Below are 21,030 nucleotides of genomic sequence, written 5' to 3' on the forward strand. Positions count from 1 at the left end.
GACAACATCAAGATGGTAGTGACACTGATCTGCCCAATCGCGATGGACGAAGGTCTGCGTTTTGCAATCCGTGAAGGTGGCCGCACAGTAGGCGCCGGCGTGGTAGCAAAAATCATTGCGTAATAGAATTAAGTGATGAGAAAAAGGAAGCTTCGGCTTCCTTTTTTATTGTCTAAGATTACCGACGTGGCTAACATTCGGCGTTGAATCTATTATATTGCCGCCAATTTTCAGTAAAATGCTGACAAAAACGCCAATAAGCTTGTAATCGAAAGCTGGATGGGTATAATAGCCGTCCGCCTAGATGCCTAGGCGTAAGTTCTACGGGTAATCAATTCTGTAGGATTAATTAAAATGACTCCGATTGGGAGTCAAACGGTAAATCACTTCGCTCTGTCTTTCCGGAAAAGGAAACGACTAGAGGGTGGTTTTTTATGTGTCCATTTTAGGAGCTCTGGTCAATGCAGAACCAAAGAATCCGTATCCGCTTGAAAGGCTTTGATCATCGTTTGATCGATCAGTCTACTGCGGAAATCGTTGAAACTGCTAAACGTACTGGTGCCCAGGTACGTGGTCCTATTCCACTGCCAACGCGCAAAGAGCGTTTCACCGTTTTGATCTCTCCGCACGTTAATAAAGATGCTCGTGACCAGTACGAAATCCGTACTCACAAGCGTCTGGTTGACATCGTAGAGCCAACTGAAAAGACCGTAGACGCGTTGATGCGTCTGGATCTAGCAGCTGGTGTTGATGTACAGATTAGCTTGGGTTAATTGAGATCCTTAGAGAGGTTTGAGAGATGGCTATCGGTCTTATTGGTCGTAAAGTGGGTATGACCCGCATCTTCACTGAAGATGGCGCGTCTATCCCTGTTACAGTAATTGAAGTAGAAGCCAACCGCGTAACCCAGGTGAAAACTCTGGAAAGCGACGGTTACCGTGCACTTCAAGTTACTACTGGTGCCAAAAAAGCCAATCGTGTCACTAAGCCAGAAGCTGGCCACTTTGCTAAGGCAGGCGTTGAAGCCGGCCGCGGTTTGTGGGAATTGCGTTTGGCAGATGGTGAAGGCGAAGGCATTGAAGTTGGTGCTGAACTGAAAGTTGAAATCTTCGCTGACGTTGCAAAAGTTGACGTTACTGGTCAATCAAAAGGTAAGGGCTTCCAAGGCGGCGTTAAGCGCTGGAACTTCCGTACTCAAGATATGACTCACGGTAACTCACTGGCGCACCGTGCTAACGGTTCTATCGGTCAGAACCAAACGCCTGGTCGCGTATTCAAAGGCAAGAAGATGTCAGGTCACATGGGCGCAGAACGCGTTACCACCCAGAATCTGGACGTTGTACGTGTAGATGCTGAACGTAACCTGTTGCTGGTAAAAGGCGCTGTGCCTGGTGCTAACAACGGCGACCTGATCATCAAGCCAGCCGTTAAAGCATAAGGTCTGAGGAGATAGTAATGGAATTGGTATTGAAAGACGCGCAGAGCGCTCTTGAAGTTTCCGAAACTACCTTCGGCCGTGACTTTAACGAAGCACTGGTTCATCAGGTAGTTGTAGCATTCGCTGCAAACGCGCGTCAGGGCACTCGTGCTCAAAAAACTCGCGCTGAAGTTCATGGCTCTGGTAAGAAGCCATGGCGTCAAAAAGGCACCGGTCGCGCGCGTTCTGGTGACGTTAAAAGCCCGATCTGGCGTAGCGGTGGCGTATCATTCGCTGCTAAACCACAAGATCACGGCCAAAAAGTTAACAAGAAGATGTACCGCGGTGCTCTGAAGAGCATTCTGTCTGAGCTGGTACGTCAAGAACGTCTGATCGTTGTAGAAAATTTCGGTGTTGAAGCTCCTAAAACTAAAGAGCTGAAAGCTAAGCTGAAAGAAATGCAACTGGACGACGTTTTGATTGTGACTCCAGAAGTTGATGAGAACCTGTTCTTGGCAGCACGCAACCTGTACAAGGTTGATGTACGTGATGTTGCAGGTATCGACCCAGTTAGCCTGATCGCGTTTGATAAGGTGCTTGTCACTGCTGACGCTGTGAAGCAAATTGAGGAGATGCTGGCATGATTCGCGAAGAACGTTTACTGAAAGTTATTCTGGCGCCACATATCTCTGAAAAGAGTACTGTTGTTGCTGAGAAAGCTAACACTGTGGTTTTCCGCGTAGCACTTGATTCAACTAAAGCTGAAATCAAAGCTGCAGTCGAAAAACTGTTTGAAGTTGAAGTCGAAGGTGTTCGCACTTTGGTGACCAAAGGCAAAACCAAACGTCACGGTGCCCGTCAGGGTCGTCGCAGCGATTGGAAAAAAGCCTATGTGACCCTGGCTGAAGGCGCTGACATCGATTTCGTCGGCGGCGCTGAGTAAGCAAAGGAGATAAGAAATGGCAATTGTAAAGTGTAAGCCAACCTCTCCAGGTCGTCGCGGCGTTGTTAAAGTCGTTAACAGCGATCTGCACAAAGGCAAACCATTTGCTGGCCTGCTGGCGAAAAAATCTAAGTCTGGTGGTCGTAATAACACCGGTCGTATCACTGTCCGTCACGTTGGTGGTGGTCACAAACAACACTATCGTTTGATTGATTTCAAACGTAATAAAGATGGTATCCCAGGCAAAATTGAACGTCTGGAATATGATCCTAACCGCACTGCTAACATCGCTTTGGTATTGTATGCAGACGGTGAACGTCGCTATATCCTTGCTGCTAAAGGCATGCAAGCTGGTGACAAAGTTGTTTCTGGCCCTCAAGCTGACATCAAAACCGGTAACGCTCTGCCACTGATCAACATCCCTGTAGGTTCTGTTGTTCATGCGGTTGAAATGAAGCCTGGTAAAGGTGCTCAGATCGCACGTTCTGCTGGTGCATATGCACAAGTTGTAGCTCGTGATGGTGCTTATGCAACACTTCGTCTGCGTTCAGGCGAAATGCGCAAAGTACCTGTAGAGTGCCGTGCAACTCTGGGTGAAGTAGGTAACGCTGAACACATGCTGCGTCAGCTGGGTAAAGCTGGTGCCAAGCGCTGGATGGGCGTACGCCCAACAGTACGTGGTGTGGCAATGAACCCAGTAGACCACCCACACGGTGGTGGTGAAGGTCGTACTTCTGGTGGTCGTCACCCAGTGACACCATGGGGTGTACCAACCAAGGGTTACAAAACTCGCAGTAATAAGCGCACTGACAAGTACATCGTACGTCGTCGTAACAAGTAATAAGAGGATTCGCCATGCCACGTTCTCTCAAGAAAGGTCCATTTATTGACCTGCACTTGCTGAAGAAGGTAGAGAAAGCGGTGGAAGCGGGTGACAAAAAGCCTATCAAGACTTGGTCTCGCCGCTCAATGATCATCCCACAAATGATTGGGTTGACCATCGCTGTCCATAATGGTCGTCAGCACGTACCAGTGTTCGTAACTGACGAAATGATCGGCCACAAACTTGGTGAATTCTCACCAACTCGCACTTATCGCGGCCATGCTGCTGATAAGAAAGCGAAGAAGCGCTAATACGGGAGGTTTAAGATGGAAGTTTTAGCTAAACATCGCTTTGCCCGTACGTCGCCTCAAAAGGCTCGCTTGGTTGCTGATCAGATTCGTGGTTTGCCTGTTGATAAGGCACTCGAAATTCTGACTTTCAGCCCAAAGAAAGCCGCCGTACTGGTCAAGAAAGTATTGGATTCTGCCATTGCTAACGCCGAGCACAACGAAGGCGCTGATATCGATGAATTGAAAGTCGGTAAGGTGTTCGTTGATGAAGGTCCAACAATGAAACGCATCATGCCACGCGCTAAAGGCCGTGCTGATCGTATCATGAAGCGCACCAGCCACATTACTGTGGTTGTGTCAGATCGCTAGGAGAGAGCAATGGGACAGAAAGTACATCCTAATGGTATCCGTCTGGGTATCACTAAGCCTTGGGTCTCTACCTGGTACGCTGAAAAAGGTGAGTTCGCTGCGAACTTGCACAGTGACTGGGAAGTGCGTCAGTATCTGGAAAAGAAACTGAAAGCCGCATCAGTATCCAAGATTGTTATCGAACGCCCTGCGAAAAGCATCCGCGTTACTATTCACACTGCCCGTCCAGGTGTTGTGATTGGTAAGAAAGGTGAAGACGTTGAAGTTCTGCGAAACGAAGTTGCCAAAATTGCTGGTACTCCTGCGCAAATCAACATCGCTGAGATCCGCAAGCCAGAGCTTGACTCTAAACTTGTAGCTGACTCAATCGCCCAGCAGCTGGAACGCCGTGTAATGTTCCGTCGCGCTATGAAGCGTGCGGTTCAAAACGCTATGCGTCTTGGCGCTAAGGGTATCAAAGTTGAAGTTAGCGGTCGTCTGGGCGGTGCCGAGATTGCGCGTTCGGAGTGGTATCGTGAAGGTCGTGTACCTTTGCATACTCTGCGTGCTGATATCGACTACGCAACTGCTGAAAGTCACACTACTTACGGTGTGATCGGTGTGAAAGTTTGGATCTTCAAAGGCGAAGTTCTGGACGGTATCGTACCAGCAGCAGTGGAAGAGCCGAAGCAGCAACCTAAGCGCAAACCTCGTGGTAAATAGGAGAGCCGGTAATGCTGCAACCAAAACGTACTAAATTTCGCAAAATGTTCAAAGGCCGCAACCGCGGTCTGGCGAACGGTACTGACGTAAGCTTTGGCTCCTTCGGCCTGAAAGCCGTAGGTCGTGGTCGTCTGACTGCGCGTCAGATCGAGTCTGCACGTCGTGCTATGACACGTCACGTTAAGCGTCAAGGACAAATTTGGATTCGAGTTTTCCCTGACAAACCTATTACCTCTAAGCCTCTTGAAGTGCGTATGGGTAAAGGTAAAGGTAACGTTGAATATTGGGTATGCCAGATTCAACCTGGTAAGGTACTGTACGAGATGGACGGTGTTCCAGAACAGCTGGCTCGCGATGCATTCGCACTGGCTGCTGCTAAACTGCCTATCAAGACTACCTTCGTAACTAAGACGGTGATGTAATGAAAGCGAGCGAACTGAGAGAAAAAAGCGTTGAAGAACTGAACGCTGAACTACTTGGTCTGCTGCGTGAGCAGTTTAACCTGCGTATGCAACACGCTACTGGTCAGCTGGCTCAAACTCACCAGCTGAAACAAGTGCGCCGTAACATTGCGCGCGTTAAGACCATTATTACTTCTAAGGCAGGTGCATAATGTCTGAGAGCATCCGTACTTTGCAGGGTAAAGTGACCAGCAACAAAATGGACAAGTCCATCACTGTTGCAGTTGAGCGTCAAGTTAAGCACCCAATCTACGGTAAGTACGTAAAACGTACTACTAAGATCCATGCACATGACGAACAAAACCAGTGTAATGAAGGCGATATCGTGACTATCAGTCAATGTCGTCCTCTGTCTAAGACTAAGTCTTGGACTCTGGTTGAAGTAGTGAGCAAAGCCTAATTTTTATTAGGTAAGGTAATAAACGGCTCCTTTGTGGAGCCGTTTATATTTTTAGCACTAGGCATCCCCAATCAATGGTGTTATACTTGCGCGCCATTTTTGACCAATTTCGGCTCAAAAATGATGACGTAAAGGCCCCATGGTGGGGTATGTGAAGTAACGATAGCGGAGCACTTAAAATGATCCAAATGCAATCGACTCTCGATGTCGCATGTAACAGCGGCGCTCGCAGAGTTCAGTGTATTAAGGTCTTGGGTGGCTCTCATCGTCGTTATGCCGGTATCGGCGACATCATCAAAGTTTCTGTTAAAGAAGCGATCCCTCGCGCTAAAGCGAAGAAAGGTGATGTGTATAACGCGGTGGTAGTCCGTACTAAGAAAGGCGTACGTCGTCCAGACGGTTCTGTCATTCGCTTCGATCGGAATGCAGCGGTATTGCTTAACGCAAACCTTGCACCGATTGGTACTCGTATCTTTGGACCTGTGACACGTGAACTGCGTACTGAGCAATTCATGAAAATTGTGTCGCTGGCACCAGAAGTACTGTAAGGAGCTTCAAAATGGCAGCAAAAATCCGTCGTGATGACGAAGTAATCGTATTGACTGGTAAAGATAAAGGTAAGCGCGGTAAGGTTACCGATGTTTTATCTACTGGCCAGTTGATCGTTGCAGGTGTAAACCTTGTTAAGAAACACCAAAAACCTAACCCACAGTTAGGTATTACTGGTGGCATCATTGACAAAGAAGCACCTATCCAAGCATCAAATGTAGCGATCTTCAACCCTGCTTCTGGCAAGGCTGATCGTGTTGGTTTCCGAGTTGAAGACGGCAAAAAAGTTCGTTTCTTCAAGTCGAACAGTGAACTCGTTAAGTAATCGGAGTAAACGATGGCGAAACTGCATGATAAATACAAAGAGACTGTGATTGCTGAACTATCTAAAAAGTTCGGTTATACCAGTGTCATGCAAGTCCCTCGGATTGATAAAATCACCCTGAATATGGGTGTTGGCGAAGCCGTAGCAGACAAAAAAGTCATGGAAAGTGCTGTCCGTGACATGACTGCTATCGCTGGCCAAAAGCCTGTTGTAACTGTAGCGCGTAAATCAGTTGCAGGCTTCAAAATCCGTGAAGGCTACCCTATTGGTTGTAAAGTGACCCTGCGTGGCGAACGTATGTGGGAATTCTTAGAGCGTTTGATTGATATCGCTATCCCACGTATCCGCGATTTCCGCGGCGTAAGCGCTAAGTCTTTTGATGGTCGCGGCAACTACGCTATGGGCGTACGCGAGCAAATCATCTTCCCAGAAATCGATTACGATAAAATCGATAAAATTCGTGGTATGGATATTGTTATCACTACTACTGCGAAATCTGATGAAGAAGGTCGTGCTCTGTTGGACGCTTTTAACTTCCCATTCAAGAAATAAGGGTAGCGTAATGGCAAAACAATCAATGAAAGCACGTGAAGCAAAGCGTGCAAAACTCGTGGCTCAGTACGCTGAAAAGCGTGCAGCTCTGAAAGCTCTCATCGCTGCTCCTGCGACTTCTGACGAAGAACGTTGGGATGCTGTTTTGAAGCTTCAAGCGCTTCCACGTGATTCCAGCGCTGCGCGTCAACGCAACCGTTGTAATCAAACTGGTCGCCCACATGGTTTCCTGCGCAAGTTCGGCCTGAGCCGTATCAAGCTGCGCGAAGCGACCATGCGTGGTGAAGTTCCTGGTCTGCGTAAGGCCAGCTGGTAAGCCCTAGTCACGGAGTAAGCTAATATGAGCATGCAAGATCCTATTGCGGATATGCTGACACGTATCCGTAACGGCCAAGCTGCTGCCAAAGTATCTGTGAAGATGCCGTCTGCCAAACTGAAAGTTGCAATTGCAAAAGTTCTGAAGGAAGAAGGTTACATCACTGACTACGCCGTAGCAGACGAAGGCTCTAAGCCAGAACTGGAAATCACTCTGAAGTATTTCCAGGGCAACCCTGTTGTTGAGACTATCCAGCGCGTAAGCCGTCCTGGTCTTCGTATTTACAAAGGTAAAGACGAATTGCCAAAAGTGATGGGCGGACTGGGTGTCGCAATTGTGTCCACATCTAAAGGCCTGATGACTGATCGTGCCGCCCGCCTTGCAGGCATGGGTGGTGAGGTTATCTGCTACGTAGCGTAAGGAGCTAGGAATGTCTCGTGTAGCAAAAGCACCAGTCTCTATTCCTGCTGGCGTAGAGGTTACCTTGAAAGATCAGACTATCACCGTTAAAGGTGCTAAAGGCAGTCTGACTCGAGAAATCAACGGCGCAGTTAAAGTAGCTGTAGAAGGTGCTCAGATCACTTTCGGTCCAGTAGAAGGCGTTGTTAACGCTTGGGCTCAAGCAGGTACTGCTCGCGCTTTGGTCAACAACATGGTTGTTGGTGTTTCTCAAGGTTTCGAAAAGAAATTGAAACTTGTAGGTGTGGGTTATCGTGCCAAGGTTGCTGGTAGCGACCTGGATTTGACCCTCGGTTTCTCTCATCCTCTGGTACACAAGTTACCAGCAGGCGTTACAGCTGAATGCCCAAGCCAAACTGACATCGTACTGAAAAGTATCGATAAAGAATTAGTTGGTCAGGTTGCGGCAAACATTCGTGGCTATCGTCCACCAGAGCCTTATAAGGGTAAAGGTGTTCGCTATGAAGACGAAAATGTACGCCGTAAAGAGGCTAAGAAGAAGTAAGGTAACGCGATATGGATAAGAAAACTTCTCGCTTGCGCCGTGCAACTCGCACCCGCAAGAAGATCCAAGAGCTGGGCGTTAATCGTCTGGTTGTACATCGTACACCGCGTCACATTTACGCTCAGGTGATCAACCCTGAAGCTCAGGTTGTCGCAGCTGCTTCTACCGTAGAAAGTGCGGTAAAAAGTGCGCTGAAATATACCGGCAACGTCGATGCGGCTAAAGCAGTAGGTAAAGCTATTGCTGAGCGCGCGATCGAAAAAGGTGTCACTGTAGTGGCATTCGATCGTTCTGGTTTCAAGTATCACGGTCGTGTGGCTGCATTAGCAGCTGCTGCACGTGAAGCTGGTCTGCAGTTCTAAGGGGTTTATACAATGGCTAAAGTAGAAACTCAGCAGAAAGATGATCTGCAAGAGAAGCTGATTGCAGTTAACCGTGTATCTAAAGTAGTTAAAGGTGGTCGCATCTTCAGCTTTACCGCTCTGACAGTAGTTGGTGATGGTAACGGTAAGATTGGCTACGGCTACGGTAAAGCACGTGAAGTTCCAGCCGCTATTCAAAAAGCTATGGAAAAAGCACGTCGCAGCATGGTAACTGTTCAGCTGAACGAAGGTACATTGCATCACCCTGTTAAGGGTCGCCACTCAGGTTCTCGCGTATATATGCAGCCAGCATCTGAAGGTACCGGTATTATTGCCGGTGGCGCAATGCGTGCCGTATTGGAAGTAGCAGGCGTTCATAACGTTCTGTCAAAAGCATACGGTTCTACTAACCCGATCAACATCGTACGTGCAACTGTTGACGCTCTGGTTCATATGAAATCACCAGCGCAAATCGCAGCTAAGCGTGGCCTGAATGTTGACGAAATTCGGGGGTAATGCACCATGGCTACTAAAACAGTAAAAGTTACACAGACTAAAAGTGCAATCGGTCGTTTGCCGAAGCACCGCGCCACTTTAACTGGCTTAGGTCTGCGTCGTATTGGTCACACAGTTGAACTGGAAGATACTCCTTCTGTTCGCGGTATGATCAATAAGGTCTACTACATGGTAAAGGTGGAGGACTAATCAATGCGTCTGAATACTTTATCTCCAGCAGCAGGTTCTAAACCAGCTGGCAAGCGTGTAGGCCGTGGTATTGGTTCCGGCTTGGGTAAAACCGCAGGCCGTGGTCACAAAGGTCAGAAATCTCGTAGCGGCGGCGGTGTTCGCGTAGGCTTCGAGGGCGGCCAAATGCCACTGAAAATTCGTTTGCCTAAGTTTGGTTTCACCTCGCGTATCGCGATGGTAACTGCTGAAGTTCGCATTGGCGAACTGGCAAAAGTTAACGGTGATGTTGTCGACTTGAACGCACTGAAAGATGCGAATCTCATTACTCGCAACATCCAGTTTGCGAAAATCGTTCTTTCAGGTACCATTGAGCGCCCAGTAACCGTTCGCGGTTTGAAGGTAACCAAAGGTGCACGTGCAGCTATTGAAGCTGCCGGCGGAAAGATCGAGGAATAATACGTCGATGGCAAAACCAGGACTTGATTTAAAAAGCGCGAAAGGTGGACTTTCTGAATTGAAAGCTCGCTTGTTGTTCGTGATTGGTGCAATTATTGTGTTCCGTGCCGGTTCCTTTGTGCCAATTCCTGGTATTGACGCTGCTGTATTAGCTCAGATGTTCGCTCAGCAAAAAGGTACCATCCTTGGCATGTTTAACATGTTCTCGGGTGGTGCCCTTTCGCGTGCCTCAATTTTTGCATTGGGTATCATGCCGTATATTTCGGCATCTATCATTATGCAGTTGTTGACTGTAGTACATCCTTCGCTTGCTGAATTGAAAAAGGAAGGCGAGTCAGGACGTAAAAAAATTAGTCAATATACGCGTTGGGGCACCTTGGTGCTGGCAACTGTACAATCTATCGGTATCGCAACCGGCCTGCCATCCCTGATCCCAGGTTTGGTAGTAAATCCAGGTATTGGATTTTATGTCGTAGCGGTAATCAGTTTGGTCACAGGAACTATGTTCTTGATGTGGCTCGGTGAGCAAATCACTGAGCGGGGTATCGGTAACGGTATCTCTATTCTGATTTTCGCCGGTATTGTTGCAGGGCTTCCGCAAGCGATTGGACACACTGCAGAGCAAGCGCGTCAAGGCAACTTGAACGTATTAGTGTTGTTGTTGATCGGTGTAATCGTATTCGCCGTTACTTATTTCGTTGTGTTTGTAGAACGTGGTCAACGTCGTATTGTCGTTAACTACGCCAAACGTCAGCAAGGCCGTAAGGTATTTGCAGCGCAATCTACTCACTTACCGTTAAAAGTGAATATGGCGGGTGTTATTCCACCTATTTTTGCATCTAGTATTATTCTGTTCCCTGGGACATTGGCTCAGTGGTTCGGTCAGAATCCGGCATTGTCTTGGCTGAGTGACTTTTCAGTTGCTGTATCGCCAGGTCAACCTCTGTATTCTTTGCTTTATGCTGCAGCAATTATCTTTTTCTGTTTCTTCTATACCGCGTTGGTTTTCAACCCTCGTGAGACAGCAGATAACTTGAAGAAGAGCGGTGCGTTCATTCCAGGGATACGTCCCGGCGAACAAACTTCGCGTTACATTGATAAAGTGATGACTCGCCTGACATTGGCAGGTGCCTTGTACATTACTTTTATCTGCTTAATTCCGGAGTTCATGTTAATCGCCTGGAAAGTGCAGTTCTACTTCGGTGGTACTTCACTTCTCATTATGGTGGTAGTGATCATGGACTTCATGGCTCAGGTTCAGACCCATTTGATGTCACATCAATATGAGTCTGTGATGAAGAAAGCTAATCTAGTTGGTAAAGCGAATCTTGATCGCTTTGGCCGCTAAGCATTAGCTTACGGAGTGATGAAATGAAAGTTCGAGCTTCCGTGAAGAAGATCTGCCGTAACTGCAAGATCGTCAAGCGTGCTGGCGTTGTACGCGTGATTTGTGTTGAACCTAAACACAAGCAGCGTCAAGGCTAAAAAGACTCGGCCAGTTCAATTTGAACTGGCCACTTAAAATATATTTGCAAACCCGTCATCTGTTGAGTATCCTATCGGGCTTTTCACAGATGGCCTTTAACTTAAGGAGTGCATAGTGGCCCGTATCGCTGGCATTAACATTCCTGATCAGAAGCACGCAGTCATCGCTTTGACTGCAATCTATGGCATTGGTCGTACTCGCGCTAAAGCAATTTGCGCTGCGACTTCTATTGCTGAAGATGCAAAGATCAGAGAATTGAGCGACGCTCAAATCGATACCCTACGCGAAGAAGTTGCCAAATACACCGTAGAAGGTGACTTGCGCCGCGAAGTTTCTATGAACATCAAGCGTCTGATGGACCTTGGTTGTTATCGTGGTCTTCGTCATCGTCGTAGCCTGCCCCTCCGTGGGCAACGTACTAAGACCAATGCGCGTACTCGCAAAGGTCCACGTAAACCAATTAAGAAGTAACGGGAAGGTAGACAATGGCTAAAGTTCCGTCACGTTCTCCGCGTAAGCGCGTACGTAAACAGGTTGCGGATGGCATGGCCCATATCCATGCTTCTTTCAACAATACAATCGTTACTATCACTGATCGTCAGGGTAACGCCTTGTCTTGGGCAACAGCAGGTGGTTCAGGTTTCCGTGGTTCACGTAAATCTACTCCATTCGCAGCCCAGGTTGCTGCTGAGCGCGCAGGTACTGCTGCTCAGGATTATGGTGTTAAAAACCTCGAAGTTTTCGTGAAGGGTCCAGGTCCAGGTCGTGAATCAGCCATTCGTGCGCTGAACGCTGTTGGTTATAAAATTACCAACATTACCGATGTGACGCCTATCCCTCATAACGGTTGTCGTCCTCCTAAAAAGCGCCGCGTATAGTCTGGCGATTTCATAGGAAAGTTGGAGAAAGATCATGGCAAGATACTTGGGTCCCAAGCTCAAGCTCAGCCGTCGGGAAGGTACAGACCTTTTCCTGAAAAGCGGTGTGAGAGCAATCGATTCGAAGTGTAAGCTGGAAACAGCACCTGGACAGCATGGCGCTCGTAAGCCACGCCTGTCTGATTATGGTTTGCAGCTGCGTGAGAAACAAAAAGTTCGTCGTATTTACGGTGTGTTGGAAAAACAATTCCGTAACTACTACAAAGAGGCTGCACGTCTGAAAGGCAACACTGGTGAAAACCTGTTGCAACTTTTGGAAACCCGTCTGGATAACGTAGTTTATCGTATGGGTTTTGGTGCAACTCGTGCCGAAGCACGTCAGCTGGTTAGCCATAAGTCAATTATGGTGAACGGTCGTGTTGTTAATATCCCTTCATTTGCAATTTCTGCGAATGATGTTGTAAGCATTCGTGAAAAGTCACAGAAGCAAGCTCGTATTAAAGCTGCACTGGAAGTGGCTGGTCAGCGCGAAAAGCCTACTTGGGTTGAAGTTGACGCCGCTAAAATGGAAGGCCAATTCAAGCGCCTGCCAGAACGTAGCGATTTGTCTGCGGAAATTAACGAACAGCTGATCGTCGAGCTTTACTCTAAGTAAGGCTAACTAACAAGAGAGGACACAATGCAGGGTTCTGTTACAGAATTTCTTAAACCGCGTCTCGTAGATATCGAGCAGGTTAACCCAACTCGTGCCAAGGTAGTGCTTGAGCCACTAGAACGTGGTTTTGGGCATACATTAGGTAACGCGTTGCGTCGCATCCTATTGTCGTCTATGCCCGGCTGCGCGGTTACCGAAGTCGAGATCGACGGTGTACTGCACGAATACAGCAGTAAGGAAGGCGTACAAGAAGATATTCTCGAGATTTTACTTAACCTGAAAGGGTTAGCGGTAATTCTCGAGGGGAAAGATGAGGCTTTGCTCACTTTGAGCAAGTCCGGCGCAGGCCCTGTCACCGCAGCAGATATTACCCACGATGGTGATGTTACCATCGCGAATCCGGAACACGTGATCTGTCATCTGACAGGAAACCACGACATCAGCATGCGTATTCGTGTTGAACGTGGCCGCGGTTATGTACCGGCTTCAGCTCGTGCTCAAACTGAAGAAGACGATCGTCCAATTGGCCGTCTGCTGGTTGACGCTTCATTTTCACCTGTTGTGCGTATCGCCTACAATGTAGAAGCTGCGCGTGTAGAACAGCGTACTGATTTGGATAAACTGGTCATTGATATGACCACTAACGGCACTATCGACCCAGAGGAAGCTATCCGTCGTTCAGCTACAATTTTAGCTGAGCAGTTGGATGCCTTCGTTGAGCTGCGCGATGTGACCGAGCCAGAGAAGAAAGAAGAGAAGCCTGAGTTCGATCCGATACTGCTGCGTCCTGTCGACGATTTAGAGCTAACTGTACGTTCGGCCAACTGTTTGAAGGCCGAAGCGATTCATTACATCGGTGATCTGGTACAACGCACTGAAGTAGAGCTGCTAAAAACGCCTAACCTCGGTAAGAAATCTCTTACAGAGATCAAAGACGTGCTGGCATCTCGCGGACTGTCGTTAGGTATGCGTCTGGAAAACTGGCCTCCAGCTAGTTTAGCAGACGACCTGTAAGTCCCAGGTTTGTACAGATACAGGTTATAAGGATTAAGTCATGCGCCATCGTAAGAGTGGTCGTCAACTTAACCGCAACAGCAGTCATCGCCAAGCTATGTTCCGTAACATGGCAAGCTCACTGGTTCGTCACGAAATCATCAAGACGACCGTAGTGAAGGCTAAAGAACTGCGTCGCGTAGTTGAGCCCCTGATTACACTCGCTAAGAGTGACAGCGTAGCAAACCGCCGTTTGGCATTTGCACGTACCCGCGACCAAGAAGTCGTAGGTAAACTGTTTAACGAATTGGGTCCACGCTATCAGGAACGTGCAGGTGGTTACACCCGCATCCTGAAATGTGGTCTGCGTGCTGGTGACAAAGCTCCAATGGCATACATTGAGCTGGTAGGTCGCCCAGAAACTGCTGAAGCCGTTGACGCTGAAGCAGCTGCAGAATAATCTCCGTAGGAGATAATAAAGCCGGGCTTAGGCCCGGCTTTTTCTTGCGTAAATTTTGGTGAGCTATGAGGGAACCTGCGATTAAGTCAGTACGCTAAGGTTTAAATCCACCGAAATTTCTTCCTCTACCTTTTCGGCACAGTTTTTCGCCCTTTGGCAAAAAACAGCAGTTTTACCTCACTTTTAGCCAGTTTTCTGGCCTATTACCCGATTTTAGGTTGTCTTCGGCTCATAGCGTAACATCTGGTCCACATCTGACGATGTTGGCCAACGCCAATAACATCGCTCGATGATTATCGTTTTTCACCAAGCCTTTATAGCTGGCTTTCACAAAACCAAACTGACATTTAATGATGCGGAACGGATGTTCTACCTTAGTTCTAATGCTAGCCTTCAGGTGCTCAGTTCTGATAAGCACTTTGTTGAGACGTGGATGTTGTTTGAGGGCTCTCACCTGACTAGGACACCAATCAACCTTCCTATCTGCAAAGGGCTTGCGCTTTTCTGCGCTTTGATAACCGACATCGGCTGACACAAATGGCTCTTCACTGTGTAGCAAGTTTTCCAACTGATTTAAATCGTGCTCGTTCGCTGACGTAGTCACCAAGCTGTGAGTTAAATCACTTTTGGCATCGCCGCTGATATGAGCCTTCATTCCAAAGTGTCACTGGTTGCCTTTCTTGGTTTGATGCATATCGCCGTCACGTTGGTTTTGCTTGTTCGTGGTTGAGTTTGGTGCTTCGATAATCGATTTCATCGACTAACGTGCCTTGCGCCATTGCATAATTTGCTGATATCGTTAATTATTATCACGGGGTTTTTCAGGGGGCGGCCCTTGTTAAAACAAATTTTTCAATTCGGCACTAACGCATAGCAAGGTCATTGTGAGCGAATATCAATACTATAAATTTGAGCGCCTGGATGGGTATTTAGATGCTAAAGCACGCCAAGCTCTCAGAACCATTTCAAGTCGTGCCGAGATCAGTGCATCATCATTTCAGGTTTATTACACCTACAGTGACTTAAAGGCGCAACCTACTGAGTTGATGTTAAAGTACTTCGACATCGGGTTTTACTATGCTGATTGGGGTTCAATCGATGCATACATCAAGCTACCAGCAGGAACAATTCCTGAAGCGTTACTTGGTTTTTCCAGTGATGGGTTTCATGTGGACCAAACCGATGAGTGGCAACTGCTTATATTCTCCCTTGAGGAATATGATGAGTATTTTGATGACGAAGATGCTGACGATTTTTTCCAACATTTAGCTATTTTACGCAGCACGTTAATATATGGTGATTGGCGTCTTGTGTACTTTATGTGGCTGAAAGAGTGTGATTTCAACGAAGAGCTTGATGGTATACCTCTAATTCAATTCGATTTTGTGCATCTCAGTAAAGAGGTTCAAGCTTTTACCGCCCTTTACGATATACCCTTGGCTTGGGTTAAAGCGCTCGCAATGGCACTGAAGGAACAACCAAGTCATCCAGCCAAACAAGCCCAGTTTCAGTTTGATGCCTGGCTCCATAATCTCTCGGAAGCAGAGAAGGACACGCTATTACGCGCGCTGTTTGAGCAAGGCCTGTTAACCCGACACCAAGCCTTAGCGTTGACGCGAAATGAACCAGCCAACACAGACGAAATCTATCAATACTGGTTAACCCCCGATGTAATTAACCCTTTCATTGAGCAAGCGCAAAGCCAATTACAGCAAGAGCAAGCTGACGCGCTAGCAAAGAAAATGGCCCTTGAAAAAGCGGAAAAAGAAAAAGCGTTGACGGATATCTACAACCAGCGTGAGCACTACTGGCAGCAATCACAAGAGCAAGCGAATCACACCTGCGCCAGCGGGTATGATGAGGCATCACGCTACCTGCATCAGCTGTTTGAAGCCTATCAGTTTAAAAACGATATAGAGGCATTTGAACATAGTTTTAAGCGCTTTGTTGTAGCTAATAGCAGTCGTAAAGCGTTGTTAAATCGCTTGAGTGATTTACTCTAAATGATGGGGTTTATAGACAGGCCAAGCCTTGTTAGCAAAAATATCGCTAAGTTTAGATTTGCCGAAAGGTGTAGACCTATGGGTAAATCTGAATAGCTACTAAACGTATTCGCGAAAGCGGTTAGCGTTGGCTGAGGCGTGCACGGTACAACTGAGTTTGCTTTTATGTTGGGTGTGCTCTGTGCCCCCTGTTTTTAGAAATTTCCTAGCCGATAGCGTAAAGAAGGGCTTGCTAAGACGAGTGGTGAAAGGTTTCTATGAAAGTATGGTCACCCCCCTGAATACGGCTATTTATTGCATTGGTTAGACGATGACAATCGCCATCGCTACTGGGCTATGCCCGCAGAACTATTGGTTGGAGACGGGTCGAATACTACTCAGCCGAGGAATGCGGCTAAGCAACAGTGTCAAAGCGTGGAAGTTGCTCTCGCTGTTTATTCAACAAATGGGCTAACTGGTCACGCAAAAGGCCATCAGCGTGAACTGCATTGGCTGGCATCTCCACGCTTATTCGCATCCGCGCCTCACCTTTTACCCCAGTGAACACTGCGGTAGCCCGCACATGGTGCTGCAAGCCATGCACCCGATAGAAACAAGGTAGCAGCGACAGTTGGCCGCAGCACGTTGGCTGTTATTGTCTGGATAATCTGCTATTAATCGTTGGCGTCTGCGCTGCACTGGCTTAGTGCTGGGTAGAGGGTAAACGCGCTATGCCCAACCAATAAAGCGACCACCTGTTGTATCCATTCTCTATCCCAATCGTTGCCACTTGCCCATAACACGTCACTTATCACCTTGTTGGTTTTTTATGCCGTCTATTTTCAGTGGCCGGGTGCAGATGCCGTGGTGAATTAGATGCAAGAAATGGCCATCAAACTAACCAGTCAAAGCGGCTTTTTTATGGCCTGTGCGCGGCTAACTGTTTGAAATATATCGTCCTATACGGCGCTGTTTGGCGGCATTTTGCTAGTGCAAAAAAATCGAGACGCCAAACGATCATTTGCATTCTGAGTTTAAAAAATCAAGCGGTTTGTACTTTGGATTCGAGGTTGGTTTTGGGCGCAAAAAGTGCCAAACCTTGCTTTGAGCCAGTACCGACCTAGCAGCTTTGGATTTCAATCGAGACGCCAAACAGTAAATGGGCTAATTTCCCTGTTTGGCTTCTCGATCCAAAGCCCAAACGGATAGTGGTTTTGGCGTATGGGTATAAAGGCATGGGGAAGTGTTGAACGAAGAGCGGCTTGCTAATTGGACTTGGGATTTGATGGAGAGGCGTCTTCCAACTTGAGTGCAGGTTGCTTGTCACTGTTACCATCAAAGTACTCGAGGGCGTACCCCATTGCTTTGTAGCTTTTCTCACGTTTTTTAAACATGCGTTGCAGCATAGGGAGGGCGCAGTCCACATAATCGTGAATGGTTACTTGTGTTTTTCCTTCGGATTCACGATGAATACGACCGGCATATTGGGCCAACGTACCTTTCCATGCGATTGGCATGGCCAAAAACAACGTATCCAGTCTTGGCAGGTCAAATCCTTCGCCCACATATTTTCCTGTTGCGACGATGGCTTGAGCTGATTGCAGATGATTATCAGCATTCTTGCGTTCGGCAGCTTTCATGGCGCCTTTGAGTACGACGGCGCTGATACTCATCTCGGTAAGTCGTGAGTGTATGTATTCTGCATGCTCTCTACGCTCTGTAAGGACTAACGGGTGCCCGCCATTTTGAACACACTGGAAGGCATCTGAGACTATTTTTGAGGTGCGCTGTTCGTTATCGACGAGCCAGCGGTAGGCATCGCTTATTTTAGGGCGCTTATCTGTTTTTAATAGCTCAGCTGGTGGCATATCGTATAGCTGATGAATCATCACGGTTTGAGTAAATTGCTCATCAGTGCTTTGTTTCACTTTGTAGCGAATGGGCCCTGCCGCCATAAAAATGATCTTTTGATGGCCATCTTGTCGCTCTGGTGTTGCTGTTAGGCCCAACACATATTTTGCTCTTACTTCGTTGAGTACCATTTCAAACCTTGGTGCAGATAGATGATGGCATTCATCAACAATAATGTGGCCGTAGTCTTGGATGAGAGGCGTGATGGAGTTGTCTTTTTTATCGACCAAGCTTTGGTAGGTGGCTATGTCGATAATGCCACTCGGCTTTCTTTTGCCACCGCCTATACTGCCAATGTTTACTTCGGGTAGGAACGTGCGCAAGCGCTCTTGCCACTGTTCAAGCAGTTGTCGGCTATGAACCAGTATGAGGGTATTTACTTTGCGTTTTACGATCATACCAATGGCAGTAACCGTTTTTCCAAATGCGGTGGGCGCATGCAAAATACCGAAGTCGTGTTTAGATATTGCGGCCACAGCGTCACGCTGGTTCTTTCGCAAAGTGAACTCAGGGGTAAGTTTTAATAATGGTTTACCGGTTTCACGCTTATCGTCAAATAGTGGTGAAATGTTTTGCTCTTGTAGCAAAGCAATCGCATCATCGAGGCAGTCTCGCGGTAGTGCTAGATAACCGTTTTCAATACGAGCACAGGAAATAAACCTCGGAATACCATGGGTTGAAAAGCGTAACGCTTGTGTTTTAAAAAACACAGGATTAGAAAAACTAGCTAATCGCTTTAGTCCTGCCAGCAGTGGCCCAGGTAACTCGCTCATCAAAAAATAGATATGGTTTGCCAGGGTAATGGTTACATTTTTCGGCAAAGACTCTAATTTTATTGGTGCAGCTTTGGCTGTGATTTCCCAAGGAGGGCGGTTGTCTGTTAGCCCTTGTTCGGACAGCAATAGGGTATTGGGTGAAATGGTTGTTATGAGTTGATCAATACTCGACTGAGTGAGCGTTTTAAGCTCAGCAAGGTGCCGCCATTGATCATCGATGGCATTCAAATCACTGTCAACAAAGCAACTACGGCCTGAAAGGCGAGCCTCCTTTTGAAGTGGTAGCGCAATGAGATTGCCAAACCCGCCTTCAGGAAGGGCATCTTGGTTAGGAAAGAGCCTGTCATAGGAGTCAAACGATAGATTTGGAAATATTTCCATGGCTTTATCAAGCAAAGCGAAACCCAGTGTCCGAGCCTGGTTAGCGGGGATATTGGTGTCAAAAAAGATCCATAAGTGCGCCCCGTTGCCAGAACGCGAGATTTCTATCGCGTGTGGAATATCAAACGCTTGGCACGCTTTAGACATTGCTTTGACTTCTTCTTGCCAACAGCCTTTGTCAAAATCGGCTGCCAACAAATAGCACGTATTATCTTTCAGTAAGGGATACAGACCCACCACTTGATGACCGGCAAGGTGCCTGTAAATAATGTGCTCGTTTAATTCGCTAAACTTTCTGTGTGAACAGTCTTGGCATTTAATGCGGGGTTTGTTGCAAACCCCGTTTACCCATTCATTATCACAGGCTACGGAATAGCCACTTCGGCCCTGTTGATTTTGCCAACGATTGGCAAAGATATCCTCTCTTCCACGAAATCGTTGTCTGAATAGGGCGACTTTTTGTTCTGGGGTGAATGTCTGTACTGAACGCTCGTTTTGAGCGCTACGCAAAGCCTCTCTTAATGCGAGAAGCTGCTGCTTTTCGTTTTCAAGCTCAGCTAGCCTGTTATCAATAGCAGAAATGTTTGGGTAGCGAGCGTCATTCATAACAAACTAATTTTGATTCGCAGCACTATGAAGCGCGAACTTGCGGTGGCTTGATCAGCGACTCTGCTGGAATACCTAGCCCTTCATGAAGTTTCCAAATCATTTTGAGCGTGAGTGATCGCTTGTAGTTTAGGATTTCATAAACACGATTACTTTTGCCTATCATGGGTTCAAGATCTTTAACCGTTAAGCCTTTACGCTCCATCTCAAATTTTATTGCCTCAACAGGGTCTGGCAAATCCATTGGAAAATGCTTTGCTTCGTAGGCCTCGACTAACGTAACCAAAATGTCCAGCTTTTCGCCTTCAACGGTATCTGGCTCCGCCATCATTAGGTTTTCGATGTCGTTTAATGCCGCGCGGTAGTCGGCATCTGTTTTAATAGGTCTGATGTCCATTATATATACCTCTTGTTACTACTTTTTGGCTTCAAATCGTTTGCACATCAATTTTTTATTCGGCTCGTCCATGAGCCTCACCCTTCGGGCTCGCGTTGCTCATGAAAATTCGTTCCCAACGAATTTTTCGTATTGAGCATGGCTGCCGATAAACCGTATGTAAACCACCTTGTAGGCATAGTTGATCCAAACAACTAACCGGTATTTATTATCGGCAATGTTAAACACGACACGCCCATCTTTGAGGATGTAGGCATTTCTAAAGTCCTGTTTCACATCCGCCGGTGATCCCTAATCCGCGTTTAATGCATGCCTATACCACGCTAACGTTGGCTCTTTAGCGTCAATGTATTCTGGGCTGTTTTCCCAAAATGTTTTTAAGGTTGATAGTGCGATAATTCTCATAAACAGATGGCAATCCAAATTTGGGACTTTTGCAGGTTTGGCAGTTTTGATGCGGTTAGGAGTTGCTACCGCAGCCCCGATTGTCCCATTCCCTGGGGCGGCTCAAATTCCTCTTATTCACCCTCTAAAGCTTGGCATATCGAGTGTTGTCACCGTGGTTGTAGTAAATGCCGTTGAGGATTTTCTGCCAATCGCCCTCAGGCGTTCCGTATTGATCGCAATGTCTGAGGTAGCGGCAAAAGCTGATCTCTTTGGGCAGGTGGTCAACCATATCGCAGCGGCAGACACACAGTACGGTTTTGCGCAGAGAGGTTGGTGGCGTCACTTCAGCCGGACCAATCACCCGATATTGCTCATCTAACGGACGTTCGAAGATCTGCAGCGTGAGCTCCAGGCTGATACGCTTCAATAACTCGGGGAATGCGGAGCAAGCCTCTGCAACCGCAGCTTGTGAAAAGCTGTCGGTAAATTCAATCATGATGTA

General features: G+C 47.3%; 32 protein-coding genes and 4 pseudogenes. 31 read left to right on the plus strand and 5 right to left on the minus strand.

The window, feature by feature from the left end; all coding sequences use genetic code 11:
* The 29 genes and pseudogenes from tuf to rplQ all read left to right on the plus strand — a co-directional run.
* Window positions 1-123: pseudogene (gene tuf, locus ACN0TT_RS18445) on the plus strand (elongation factor Tu); the annotation flags it as partial.
* A 338-nt stretch (window positions 124-461) separates the two neighbouring features.
* On the plus strand, window positions 462-773 hold the full coding sequence (rpsJ, locus tag ACN0TT_RS18450) for a 30S ribosomal protein S10 (protein WP_011494635.1): 312 nt from the start codon (window positions 462-464) through the stop codon (window positions 771-773).
* A gap of 26 nt (window positions 774-799) precedes the next feature.
* Window positions 800-1,438, plus strand: coding sequence for a 50S ribosomal protein L3 (rplC, locus tag ACN0TT_RS18455; RefSeq protein WP_037445313.1), 639 nt, complete (start codon window positions 800-802; stop codon window positions 1,436-1,438).
* A 17-nt stretch (window positions 1,439-1,455) separates the two neighbouring features.
* A complete protein-coding gene (rplD, locus tag ACN0TT_RS18460; RefSeq protein ID WP_417763613.1) occupies window positions 1,456-2,061 on the plus strand; it encodes a 50S ribosomal protein L4 in 606 nt (201 codons plus the stop codon).
* On the plus strand, window positions 2,058-2,360 hold the full coding sequence (gene rplW, locus ACN0TT_RS18465; protein WP_417763614.1) for a 50S ribosomal protein L23: 303 nt from the start codon (window positions 2,058-2,060) through the stop codon (window positions 2,358-2,360). The genes rplD and rplW overlap by 4 nt, the downstream gene beginning before the upstream one ends.
* A 16-nt stretch (window positions 2,361-2,376) precedes the next feature.
* Window positions 2,377-3,201 (plus strand): 50S ribosomal protein L2, encoded by an 825-nt coding sequence (gene rplB / locus ACN0TT_RS18470; protein WP_417763615.1) that lies wholly within the window; start codon window positions 2,377-2,379, stop codon window positions 3,199-3,201.
* Window positions 3,202-3,215: 14 nt separating this feature from the next.
* Complete coding sequence (gene rpsS / locus ACN0TT_RS18475; RefSeq protein WP_011758338.1) at window positions 3,216-3,494, plus strand: 30S ribosomal protein S19; 279 nt, start codon at window positions 3,216-3,218, stop codon at window positions 3,492-3,494.
* A 15-nt stretch (window positions 3,495-3,509) separates the two neighbouring features.
* Window positions 3,510-3,842 carry a 50S ribosomal protein L22 gene (gene rplV / locus ACN0TT_RS18480; RefSeq protein ID WP_037445303.1) on the plus strand — a complete coding sequence of 111 codons (333 nt, stop codon included), beginning with the start codon at window positions 3,510-3,512 and terminating at the stop codon, window positions 3,840-3,842.
* A 9-nt stretch (window positions 3,843-3,851) separates the two neighbouring features.
* A complete protein-coding gene (gene rpsC, locus ACN0TT_RS18485) occupies window positions 3,852-4,544 on the plus strand; it encodes a 30S ribosomal protein S3 (protein WP_417763616.1) in 693 nt (230 codons plus the stop codon).
* Between the two features lie 11 nt (window positions 4,545-4,555).
* Complete coding sequence (gene rplP / locus ACN0TT_RS18490; protein WP_417763617.1) at window positions 4,556-4,966, plus strand: 50S ribosomal protein L16; 411 nt, start codon at window positions 4,556-4,558, stop codon at window positions 4,964-4,966.
* Complete coding sequence (rpmC, locus tag ACN0TT_RS18495; RefSeq protein ID WP_011758342.1) at window positions 4,966-5,157, plus strand: 50S ribosomal protein L29; 192 nt, start codon at window positions 4,966-4,968, stop codon at window positions 5,155-5,157. Before rplP ends, rpmC begins: the two co-directional genes overlap by 1 nt.
* A complete protein-coding gene (rpsQ, locus tag ACN0TT_RS18500; RefSeq protein ID WP_238897336.1) occupies window positions 5,157-5,405 on the plus strand; it encodes a 30S ribosomal protein S17 in 249 nt (82 codons plus the stop codon). The genes rpmC and rpsQ overlap by 1 nt, the downstream gene beginning before the upstream one ends.
* Window positions 5,406-5,584: 179 nt before the next feature.
* Window positions 5,585-5,953: a 50S ribosomal protein L14 gene (gene rplN / locus ACN0TT_RS18505; RefSeq protein WP_011494644.1), complete on the plus strand. Its 369-nt coding sequence runs from the start codon at window positions 5,585-5,587 to the stop codon at window positions 5,951-5,953.
* Window positions 5,954-5,964: 11 nt separating this feature from the next.
* A complete protein-coding gene (gene rplX, locus ACN0TT_RS18510; RefSeq protein WP_417763618.1) occupies window positions 5,965-6,279 on the plus strand; it encodes a 50S ribosomal protein L24 in 315 nt (104 codons plus the stop codon).
* A 12-nt stretch (window positions 6,280-6,291) separates the two neighbouring features.
* A complete protein-coding gene (rplE, locus tag ACN0TT_RS18515; RefSeq protein ID WP_417763619.1) occupies window positions 6,292-6,831 on the plus strand; it encodes a 50S ribosomal protein L5 in 540 nt (179 codons plus the stop codon).
* Window positions 6,832-6,841: 10 nt separating this feature from the next.
* Complete coding sequence (gene rpsN, locus ACN0TT_RS18520; RefSeq protein WP_417763620.1) at window positions 6,842-7,147, plus strand: 30S ribosomal protein S14; 306 nt, start codon at window positions 6,842-6,844, stop codon at window positions 7,145-7,147.
* 24 nt (window positions 7,148-7,171) lie between these two features.
* The gene (rpsH, locus tag ACN0TT_RS18525; protein ID WP_238897332.1) at window positions 7,172-7,567 is read left to right on the plus strand and encodes a 30S ribosomal protein S8; all 396 of its coding nucleotides are present in this window, start codon (window positions 7,172-7,174) and stop codon (window positions 7,565-7,567) included.
* A gap of 10 nt (window positions 7,568-7,577) precedes the next feature.
* Window positions 7,578-8,111, plus strand: a complete 534-nt coding sequence (gene rplF, locus ACN0TT_RS18530) for a 50S ribosomal protein L6 (protein WP_417763621.1) — start codon at window positions 7,578-7,580, stop codon at window positions 8,109-8,111.
* A gap of 11 nt (window positions 8,112-8,122) precedes the next feature.
* Window positions 8,123-8,473 carry a 50S ribosomal protein L18 gene (gene rplR, locus ACN0TT_RS18535; protein ID WP_417763622.1) on the plus strand — a complete coding sequence of 117 codons (351 nt, stop codon included), beginning with the start codon at window positions 8,123-8,125 and terminating at the stop codon, window positions 8,471-8,473.
* 12 nt (window positions 8,474-8,485) lie between these two features.
* On the plus strand, window positions 8,486-8,989 hold the full coding sequence (gene rpsE, locus ACN0TT_RS18540) for a 30S ribosomal protein S5 (RefSeq protein ID WP_037445268.1): 504 nt from the start codon (window positions 8,486-8,488) through the stop codon (window positions 8,987-8,989).
* Between the two features lie 6 nt (window positions 8,990-8,995).
* Window positions 8,996-9,178 (plus strand): 50S ribosomal protein L30, encoded by a 183-nt coding sequence (gene rpmD, locus ACN0TT_RS18545; RefSeq protein ID WP_007644440.1) that lies wholly within the window; start codon window positions 8,996-8,998, stop codon window positions 9,176-9,178.
* Window positions 9,179-9,181: 3 nt separating this feature from the next.
* The gene (gene rplO / locus ACN0TT_RS18550) at window positions 9,182-9,616 is read left to right on the plus strand and encodes a 50S ribosomal protein L15 (RefSeq protein WP_238897329.1); all 435 of its coding nucleotides are present in this window, start codon (window positions 9,182-9,184) and stop codon (window positions 9,614-9,616) included.
* A gap of 7 nt (window positions 9,617-9,623) precedes the next feature.
* Window positions 9,624-10,964, plus strand: a complete 1,341-nt coding sequence (secY, locus tag ACN0TT_RS18555; protein ID WP_417763623.1) for a preprotein translocase subunit SecY — start codon at window positions 9,624-9,626, stop codon at window positions 10,962-10,964.
* A 23-nt stretch (window positions 10,965-10,987) separates the two neighbouring features.
* Window positions 10,988-11,101 carry a 50S ribosomal protein L36 gene (gene rpmJ / locus ACN0TT_RS18560; RefSeq protein WP_081933521.1) on the plus strand — a complete coding sequence of 38 codons (114 nt, stop codon included), beginning with the start codon at window positions 10,988-10,990 and terminating at the stop codon, window positions 11,099-11,101.
* Between the two features lie 115 nt (window positions 11,102-11,216).
* On the plus strand, window positions 11,217-11,573 hold the full coding sequence (gene rpsM, locus ACN0TT_RS18565; RefSeq protein ID WP_238897327.1) for a 30S ribosomal protein S13: 357 nt from the start codon (window positions 11,217-11,219) through the stop codon (window positions 11,571-11,573).
* A 14-nt stretch (window positions 11,574-11,587) separates the two neighbouring features.
* Window positions 11,588-11,980, plus strand: coding sequence for a 30S ribosomal protein S11 (rpsK, locus tag ACN0TT_RS18570; RefSeq protein WP_025011978.1), 393 nt, complete (start codon window positions 11,588-11,590; stop codon window positions 11,978-11,980).
* A 34-nt stretch (window positions 11,981-12,014) separates the two neighbouring features.
* Complete coding sequence (gene rpsD / locus ACN0TT_RS18575) at window positions 12,015-12,635, plus strand: 30S ribosomal protein S4 (protein WP_417763624.1); 621 nt, start codon at window positions 12,015-12,017, stop codon at window positions 12,633-12,635.
* Window positions 12,636-12,659: 24 nt separating this feature from the next.
* Window positions 12,660-13,649, plus strand: coding sequence for a DNA-directed RNA polymerase subunit alpha (locus ACN0TT_RS18580; RefSeq protein ID WP_238897325.1), 990 nt, complete (start codon window positions 12,660-12,662; stop codon window positions 13,647-13,649).
* A gap of 40 nt (window positions 13,650-13,689) precedes the next feature.
* Window positions 13,690-14,088, plus strand: a complete 399-nt coding sequence (gene rplQ, locus ACN0TT_RS18585) for a 50S ribosomal protein L17 (RefSeq protein WP_417763625.1) — start codon at window positions 13,690-13,692, stop codon at window positions 14,086-14,088.
* Window positions 14,089-14,301: 213 nt separating this feature from the next.
* Here rplQ and ACN0TT_RS18590 read toward each other — a convergent pair.
* Window positions 14,302-14,867: pseudogene (locus ACN0TT_RS18590) on the minus strand (IS5 family transposase); the annotation flags it as partial.
* Window positions 14,868-14,972: 105 nt separating this feature from the next.
* Here ACN0TT_RS18590 and ACN0TT_RS18595 point away from each other — a divergent pair.
* Window positions 14,973-16,091 carry a hypothetical protein gene (locus tag ACN0TT_RS18595; protein WP_417763626.1) on the plus strand — a complete coding sequence of 373 codons (1,119 nt, stop codon included), beginning with the start codon at window positions 14,973-14,975 and terminating at the stop codon, window positions 16,089-16,091.
* Between the two features lie 282 nt (window positions 16,092-16,373).
* Window positions 16,374-16,774, plus strand: a pseudogene (locus tag ACN0TT_RS18600) (DUF927 domain-containing protein); the annotation flags it as partial.
* A 561-nt stretch (window positions 16,775-17,335) separates the two neighbouring features.
* On the opposite strand, the gene ACN0TT_RS18605 reads toward ACN0TT_RS18600, so the two are convergent.
* From ACN0TT_RS18605 to ACN0TT_RS18620, 4 genes and pseudogenes are all read right to left on the minus strand, one after another.
* Complete coding sequence (locus ACN0TT_RS18605; RefSeq protein WP_417763627.1) at window positions 17,336-19,744, minus strand: TOTE conflict system archaeo-eukaryotic primase domain-containing protein; 2,409 nt, start codon at window positions 19,742-19,744, stop codon at window positions 17,336-17,338.
* A 25-nt stretch (window positions 19,745-19,769) separates the two neighbouring features.
* Entirely contained in the window at window positions 19,770-20,141 is a 372-nt protein-coding gene (locus ACN0TT_RS18610; protein ID WP_417763628.1) for a helix-turn-helix domain-containing protein, read from the minus strand.
* A 99-nt stretch (window positions 20,142-20,240) separates the two neighbouring features.
* A pseudogene (locus tag ACN0TT_RS18615) lies at window positions 20,241-20,546 on the minus strand (type II toxin-antitoxin system HigB family toxin).
* Between the two features lie 124 nt (window positions 20,547-20,670).
* On the minus strand, window positions 20,671-21,024 hold the full coding sequence (locus ACN0TT_RS18620; RefSeq protein WP_417763629.1) for a hypothetical protein: 354 nt from the start codon (window positions 21,022-21,024) through the stop codon (window positions 20,671-20,673).
* Between the last annotated feature and the right edge of the window lie 6 nt (window positions 21,025-21,030).

Source organism: Shewanella sp. (assembly GCF_048265805.1).
Lineage (GTDB): Bacteria > Pseudomonadota > Gammaproteobacteria > Enterobacterales > Shewanellaceae > Shewanella.